We start from the raw sequence: 7,980 nt of genomic DNA, 5'->3' as shown, positions 1-7,980 counted from the left end.
GATTATATTTAAGTATCCTGCCACTTCCAGGATTTTCCATACATCTTGGTTTTGGCTTGCATTTCAAGGGAAATAATGGAGAAAACACAGGAGAACAAATATAATTTATCAACCATAAATCTTTAAGGAGGAAGAAAAATGAAGAAGAATTTCGTAAAGAAATTATCTGTAGCTTTAGCTCTGGCTATGACTGTTTCTACATTAGCACCAGCTGCTAGTGCAGACGCTGCTGCAGCTCCAGCTTTTTCAAGCTACAAGACTTCTGTATATGAGAATGGTACTAACAACGGTTCCTACACATATACAGTAAAGAACATCAAAAAAGGCTATACAGTAAAGTGGTCTGTAACTGGTGATGCTAAGGATTACGTTAAGGTATCCAAGACTTCCACAAAGGCTACTAAGACTACTGTAAGCAACAAGATCACTGTTAAGACTAATGGTGAGGCTGCTGCAATGGATGCAAAGGCTACTGTAACCGCTAAGGTTTACGACACAAAGAACAAATTAGTTAAGACGGTTAAGGATGCTGTAACTGTAAAGGTACAGGCTACTGGCGTATCTGTTGCTACCAAAGAGGGAACTCTTACAACAGCAGTAGGTGCAAGCCTTGACTTCGACAGAACCCTAACACCTGCTAACTCTACAAGCAAGACATACTACACAGTAAGTGATACAGAGAATGCAGAGATTACTTCTGCTGGTGTATTCACAGCGAAGAAGGCTGGCGAGTATACTGTAACCGCTACTGTAAAGAACTCCAAGACAGCTGCTACTTTAGCTACTACAGAGGCTAAGGTTGTTGTTAAGGATGTTGTATTAAAGGAGGTTAAGCAGGCTAGTGCTACTACTTTAACTGCTGTTGTTGCTGGTGATGCTTCCAAGCTGAAGGCTTCTGACATCGTTATCACAAGAAAAACTGATAACGTAGTATTCCCAGTAAGCAAGGTAGAGGTAGACAAGACCGATAAGACAAAGGTTACCTTAACTGTATTCTCCAAGATGACAGATGGTAAGGACTATACTGTTAAGTATGCAGATACCATGCTTGAGTTTAAGGCTACTGATGGAAAGGCTGTTTCCTTAGTGGTTGACCCGGTAACAGTTCCTTTCAACACAGAAACAGAAATCCATGTACTTGGAAAGGATGCTCAGGGCATTACTGTATTTGACTCTATGATGAGTAAAAAGGACAGCAAGCTGGATATCAAGGTAGAGACTACTCAGGGTTACATGACAGGCGATAAGCTTGTATTATTCGAGAAGGGTAACACTGCAAAGGTTACAGCTACACTTCATACCTATGAGTACAATACCGATGGTACAGAGAAGGATGTTCTCAAGACAGAGGCTACTATCACAGCTGTAGATCCTGAGGTTATTTCTTTAGCAAACACAAAGTATACTGTTGCTAAGACAGTTGACTGGACAAAGGCTGCTAATACTAAGATTGCAGTAGGTGAAGACAATTTCTATGTATTCTTCCAGTTAAAGGATAGCAAGGATAAGGATGTTACTAAGAATTACACCAAGGTTGAGTCTTCTGATACAAATACCTTATTAGTATCTTATAAAGAGACTGGTAAGGCTAGCTTAATCCCTGTTAAGGAAGGTACTGCTTATGTACTTGTAAAGGATGCGAAGGATAACGTAGTTGCTTCTTTAGCAATTACTGTTGTTGCAAAGAAAGACGCTGCTGTTATGGAGTTTACACCATCCAGTCTGGCTGCATCCAATGCATTCGCTGATACCGTAGCTACCAAGGTTACCGTAAAGGATCAGTATGGCGAGAAGATGGCAGATCCAGCAAATGCTACAGTAACCTTTACTCTGAAGAATGCTCCTACAACGAAAGCAGATGAACAGCCAAAGATTGCATATGCAGGTGGAAAGATTTCTGTTACTACAGAGAAAGATAAGACCGTTAAGGGAACCTATGTATATGAAGTAAAATATCTTAAGCTTGTAAGAATGTTAACTGTAACTGTTCAGGAGGCTGACAAGAATCTGGCTTCTACTTACAAGGTAGCTTTAGACGCTACTAAGGTGGACACTACAATTACAACCGATTACGATGGCAAGGATATTGAAATCAACCTTCAGGTTGGTGAATACAAGGGTAATGTTAAGGTTGCCAATAAAGACATCAATAAGCTCGAAGTATTCAATGCTAAGGGTGAGGCTGTTACATCTGCAGCTATCAGCGGCTCTAAGATTATTGCAGCTAAAAACAATGCTGGTACTGTTGAGAAATACTTAGAGGCAGGCAGCTATTCTGCTAAGGTTACCTTCAAGGATGCTGCTGACAAAGACCTTACTATTACTACTGGCTTCGTAGTAGAAGATGCTCAGCCAGGTGTAACCTACGAGGTTAAGAAGAACTCTGTTGATGAAGCAGATATTAAAGATGCTGTTAAGAACACCAAAAACGTAGAGTTCTCCTACAATGGCGAGAAGATCGATGGTTCAAATGTAACTTATCTGGAGGCTAAGAATATTGCTGGTACAAAGACCTATGCAGGCATCAAGGTAAAGGTTATGATTCCTGTGAAAGCTTCTAACGGTACAACTTACAAGGTACCTGTAACTATTACATTAAATCAGACGATTACAGTAAAATAATATCCAATTGATTTAAAGATTATACATCCCTGTCGACTCTCGACAGGGATGTATTTATATCATGATGTATTTATCTGTTCATAGGCTTGGTGTCGAAATGGTATCAAAAAAATGATGATTGACAAAACAAATCCAGGTGATATAATCAACCTATAAGTTGCAAACTTGTAAGTTGATTATTTGGAGGACGCTATGCTATTTGTTGGACGTAAAAAGGAAATGGAAAAATTAGAGCGGATGTATAAAAGCAAACGCTTTGAATTTGCTGTTATATATGGCCGTAGACGGGTGGGAAAAACCACCCTGATCCGGGAGTTTTGTAAAGGAAAAAAAGCAGTTTATTCTGTGGGACGTGAAAATAATCCTCAGATTAATTTAGAAGCAGTTAGCAGGGATATCTACCATGTATTACAGCCTAATGCAGAAAATAATAGTATTTTTACCAGCTGGGAAGCGGTTTTTGACTATATAGAAAAAAGCACAGAAACAGACCGTTTAATTTTGGTTTTAGATGAGTATCCTTATTTTGCAGGGACTTGTCCTGAGTTATCATCCATCTTGCAAGCACATATAGACCAAAAATTAAAGCTATGTAACTTGTTTTTAATCCTATGTGGTTCATCCATGAGTTTTATGGAAAATCAAGTCCTTGGGTATAAAAGTCCTCTTTATGGTCGGAGAACAGCACAATTTAAATTATTACCTCTTAAATTTAGAGAAACTCAGGCTATGCTTACGGGATTTTCAAAGGAAGAACAGGCTATTTTATATTCAGTTACCGGTGGCATTCCGGAATATCTTTCTCAGATAAGAAATAACTTATCTGTAAAAGAAAATTTGGTCGAATTATTTTTTTCAGATAGCGGAACCTTATACGAGGAGCCAGAGAATCTGATGAAGCAAGAGCTTCGGGAGCCAGCGACTTATAATGATATTATTACTGCAATAGCAAAAGGATCTTCCCGATTAAATGAGATTTCTACAAAAATTCATATTGATAGTAATAAATGTGCAAAATATATTTCATCCTTGCTTGCACTTGGTATTGTGAAAAAAGAACAGCCTATCACAGAAGCCAATTCCAGGAAAAGCATCTATCTGCTGGATGACCAAATGTTCCGATTCTGGTATTCTTTTGTTTTGGAAAATATGAGTCGGATAATTTCAGGAGATGGGGATATTATCTATGATAAGATAGTAGTGCCACAAATGCCGCATTACATGGGGCTGGCTTTTGAAGAAATTTGTAAGGAATATCTTATGGAAATGTCTTCTTTGGAGAAAACTCCCTTTTTCTTTCAGAAGCTTGGCCGATGGTGGGGAACGAATACCAAGGAAAAGCGACAGGAAGAGATTGACATTTTAGCTTTTTTTGAAAATAGAGCTGCTTTTTGTGAATGTAAATGGAGAAAAGAGCTTGTGGGGGTAGAAATACTGGAAGAGCTTATCCTGAAATCGCTGCTTTTCCCACAATTTACTGAAAAATATTACTATATTTTCAGTAAAAATGGATTTACTCAGGAATTGCTATTAAAAGCCCAGGAAAATTCCAATTGCTATCTTATTTCCTTTGATGAAATGTAATGTAGTCTGAAATGAGAGATAGATTATGATTGACTAAAAAATATAAATCGCTGTAAGCTCTATGCCTACAGCGATTTTTTAAATATGTACATAACTGCAGTCTCTCCTAGAGTTGAATCAACCTCTACATCACCTAGCTGTCCTATATATACCTGGTATCCACGACGCAAAAGCTCCAAAAAAATGACACCATTTCCGACACCGTTTCTAGACATTAGCACCCTTGAAAGCTTTCCTAAAGCTATCCTCTCCATTTCAAAGCAGTTTTATTCATTCTTTTCTAACCTGTGAAATATTTTCTACCATAACCTTAAATTTCTGGAGCAATAGCTCCTTTTTTTGATAATATTCCCTCTTTTGGAAATTCTAAAATTATAAGAAAAAAGACTTATCTCAACAAATCCACCCAATAATTTGTTAAAATGAAGAAAATTTATTCAAAGGAGGAAATAGGATGAGATGTAGCAAAAAAACTTTACCAAAGGGAATTTCCTTGCGAAAAGACGGGAGATATCAAGGGCGTTTTACCTTTAATGGAAAACGGTATACCTACTATAGCAGAGATGTTAAGGAGCTTCAGAAAAAAATGGCTGATGCCAGATACGAGCTGGAGCATGGTATTTATGGCACGGGGCTTGATATTACTCTAAATCACTGGTTTGACGTCTGGATGAAGGAATATAAGTTATTGACAGTAAAAAATTCTACCATTCTTTTATACAGTCTGAATTATGAACGCTATGTAAAAGAAAGCATCGGAGGCTACCTTTTAAAAGACATTAAAACTATTCACATTCAAAGGATTTATAATGAAATGCATCGGCAGGGATTGAGCCTGGGGACAATCCAGATTGTAAATTCTGTTTTGAATAATCTGTTTTCTCAAGCAGTAAAAAATGATTATCTTATGAAAAATCCCTGCATGGGTGCAATTTTACCGAAAGGAGAAAAAAGAGAACAGCGTGTACTTACTTTTTATGAGCAGACTCTGTTTTTGGCAGCGATAGCCGGCAATTTTTATGAGCCTCTATTTCAGATAGCCCTGTGTACAGGCCTGCGGATTGGAGAATTGAGTGCTTTGACCTGGGATGATGTTGATTTTGAAAAGAAAAACCTGTCTGTTTTACGAACCTTATTGTATCAAAAGGACTATCGTACCGGAGAATATGGGTTCCGGTTTCAGACACCCAAAAGTGGGTCAAGTAAGAGGATTGTACCTCTAATTCCAGATGCTGTAGAGATACTGAAAAAGCATCGAAAAGCCCAAAAGCTCTATATTATGGAAAATCAGATAGAATGGAAGCCGGTAGACGAAATGGATAATCTTATTTTTACAACACGGCACGGAACTCCAGTCCAAGAGGGACATATGGTGAAACGTCTGGCTGTTGTCACTGATATAATGAATCGCTTGGAAAAAGAAATTGCAGTAAAAGAAAATCGGATGCCCTGCATAATAGAAAATATAACACCTCATACTCTGCGACATTCCTTTGCTACAAGAGCTTTTGAAAACGGCCTTGCCCCTAAGACAGTGCAGGAGCTTTTAGGTCATAGCAATATGAATATTACAATGGATTTATATACTCATGTTACCTATGACACGAAAAAACGTGAAATGGAGAAAATGTCCAAAATTCTAAAGCTAAGTAACTAAAATTATCCCTGCCGGAAATCCGGCAGGGATATATAAACTTAATTAGTTAAGAGTAATAGTATTAGCTAAGGTTACCTCAGCTGGTACCTTATATTCTTTATTATCTTTTCCTTTAACGGTAATCTGAACCTTCACCTTAACACCTGCATGATTTTTACCAAGTGCTTTGCTCTCTGTACTAATGATAGCATCAGCTTTAAGTTCTACGTCATTGCACTTAAGTACTATATCACCCTTAGTTACTGCTGCCTTAATAGCATCTGTGAGAGTATTTCCTGTAAGAGTAGTTTTCTTAACCTCTGCTGTTAAGCCTGGCTGCTTATCTTCTACTACAAAGCTTCTGGTAACAGTCACATCATTGCTATCTTTCTTAAAGGTTGCTTTAACAACATAGGTTCCGGCACCTAAAAGTTTCTCAACTTCCGTACTATTATCCTTTACCTTAGCAACAGTAATTGTAGCCTTTGTATCATTTAACGCAATAGCACTGCCTGTAGCAACTTTATCTGTTGTAAACTTAACCTCACCACCGCTGGTTACTACTTCAATCTTTGTAATTTTTACGTTATTTACTGGCAGACCGTTCTTCTTCTCCTGAACAGAAGCATCAATGGTAATAGCATTACCATCGAAGGTATTTGTAATAGTTGTATCTACCTTGTCGTTTCCTAAGGTTAACTCATAGGTAGAGGAAACATTATCATCAACTGTCTGAACACTTACTGTTAACATTCTAACAGCATCGCCGGACTTAATCTCATATACGTAGGTTCCTGTTACACCTTTTGCTTTAGATTCTACTATAACTCTGCCATTCTCATACTTAGGCAATGTAAGGTCTCCGTTGGTAGGTTTGTGTTTCTCAGTAACTGTTACCTTAGGATTGCTCATATCATTGCCGAACTGATCCTTTACGGTAACCTTAGTACTTGTTTTATACTCAAACTTGTTGGATACTGTTAAGGATGCAGGCTCCAGAAGAATAGCAGTAGCCTTTCTTTCAGCAACTACAGTTACAGCGAAGGAAGCTATCACATTATCCTTTGCATCCTTTACAAGTACATAAGCGGTGCCTTCCTTTACAGGTAAAAGCTTAACCTTACCACCTTCTACAAAGGATACTAATAAGGTATTTGTATCAGAAGACTCAACCTTTGTGTAGTCCTTAGTAACGTCCTTACCCTTGCTATCCTTTAACTCGTAGAATAAGTAGCTGTTCTTTTCACTCAGAGAAATCTTTGTATTCAGCTCCTTTTTCCAGTCAAGAGTCTCAGCGATGGTGTACTTCTTGCCGGTTAAGGAAACTGCCTCAGGATCTACGGCTGTGATAGTAGCCTCTGTCTTGAGAACATCCTTCTCTGTACCATCGGTATTGTACTCATAGGTATGAAGTGTAGCTGTAACCTTTGCAGTGTTACCCTTTGCTAATAAAACAAGCTTGTTACCTACCAGATAGCCCTGGGTTGTCTCAATCTTCATATCCAGCTTGCTGTCCTTGTCATTCAGCATAGCCTCGAATACAGTAATACCCTGTGCATCCTTTCCAACTACCTTGATTTCAGTCTCAGTATTGTAAGGGATGGTTGTAGGCTCAACAACAAGTGAAGCTGCCTTTCCATCGGTTGCCTTAAACTCAACAGTAGTATCACCATACTTTACGGTATATTCCTTTCCGTCTGCAATCTTAGAAAATACAGTTAAAGTAGCCTTTGTCTTATCTACGGCATCCACAGCAATCTTGCTTACTGGGAATACTACATTGTCAGCCTTTCTTGTGATGACAATATCTGTAGCCTTAACCTTAGAAACATCACCAGCAAATACTGCTGTCAGAGTAGTAGCACTAGCCTGCTTAACCTCCTTTAATACAACATCCTTAACAACAACCTTAGCCTCTGTAGTAGCTAAAGTAGCAGCTGTCTTGGAGTTCTTTACAGTAGCGGTTACAGTATATTCGCCAGCCTTCTTCGCTGTGAATACACCAGCAGAAGTAATCTCTGCATTCTCTGTATCGCTTACTGTGTAGTATGTCTTGCTTGTAGAGTTAGCAGGTGTTAAGGTTCTGTCGAAGTCAAGGCTTGCACCTACTGCTGTTGTAAGAGTTCCCTCTTTGGTAG

At 38.5% G+C, this 7,980-nt stretch carries 4 protein-coding genes; 3 read left to right on the top strand and 1 reads right to left on the bottom strand.

Annotated features, from left to right (window positions below; genetic code table 11):
- Positions 1-138: 138 nt before the first annotated feature.
- From ASU35_RS18235 to ASU35_RS18225, 3 genes are all read left to right on the top strand, one after another.
- Positions 139-2,622, top strand: coding sequence for an Ig-like domain-containing protein (locus ASU35_RS18235; RefSeq protein WP_058354384.1), 2,484 nt, complete (start codon positions 139-141; stop codon positions 2,620-2,622).
- A 192-nt stretch (positions 2,623-2,814) separates the two neighbouring features.
- The gene (locus ASU35_RS18230; protein ID WP_058354383.1) at positions 2,815-4,206 is read left to right on the top strand and encodes an ATP-binding protein; all 1,392 of its coding nucleotides are present in this window, start codon (positions 2,815-2,817) and stop codon (positions 4,204-4,206) included.
- Positions 4,207-4,660: 454 nt separating this feature from the next.
- Positions 4,661-5,863 carry a tyrosine-type recombinase/integrase gene (locus ASU35_RS18225; protein WP_058354382.1) on the top strand — a complete coding sequence of 401 codons (1,203 nt, stop codon included), beginning with the start codon at positions 4,661-4,663 and terminating at the stop codon, positions 5,861-5,863.
- Positions 5,864-5,905: 42 nt separating this feature from the next.
- Here the strand turns inward: ASU35_RS18225 and ASU35_RS18220 are convergent.
- Positions 5,906-7,980, bottom strand: a 2,075-nt coding sequence (locus ASU35_RS18220) for an Ig-like domain-containing protein (RefSeq protein ID WP_147525497.1), incomplete at its 5' end; no start/stop codon positions are given.

The organism is Acetivibrio ethanolgignens (assembly GCF_001461035.1).
GTDB classification, from domain to species: Bacteria; Bacillota; Clostridia; order Lachnospirales; family Lachnospiraceae; genus Velocimicrobium; species Velocimicrobium ethanolgignens.
The sequence above is the reverse complement of the archived record's forward strand: the minus strand, read 5'-3'. Positions and strand labels throughout refer to the sequence as shown.

What these genes read in the sequence shown, in the direction of transcription:
- ASU35_RS18230 (WP_058354383.1), top strand. Translation starts at nt 2,815, where the DNA reads ATGCTATTTGTTGGACGTAAAAAGGAAATGGAAAAATTAGAGCGGATG.
- ASU35_RS18235 (WP_058354384.1), top strand. Translation starts at nt 139, where the DNA reads ATGAAGAAGAATTTCGTAAAGAAATTATCTGTAGCTTTAGCTCTGGCT.
- ASU35_RS18225 (WP_058354382.1), top strand. Translation starts at nt 4,661, where the DNA reads ATGAGATGTAGCAAAAAAACTTTACCAAAGGGAATTTCCTTGCGAAAA.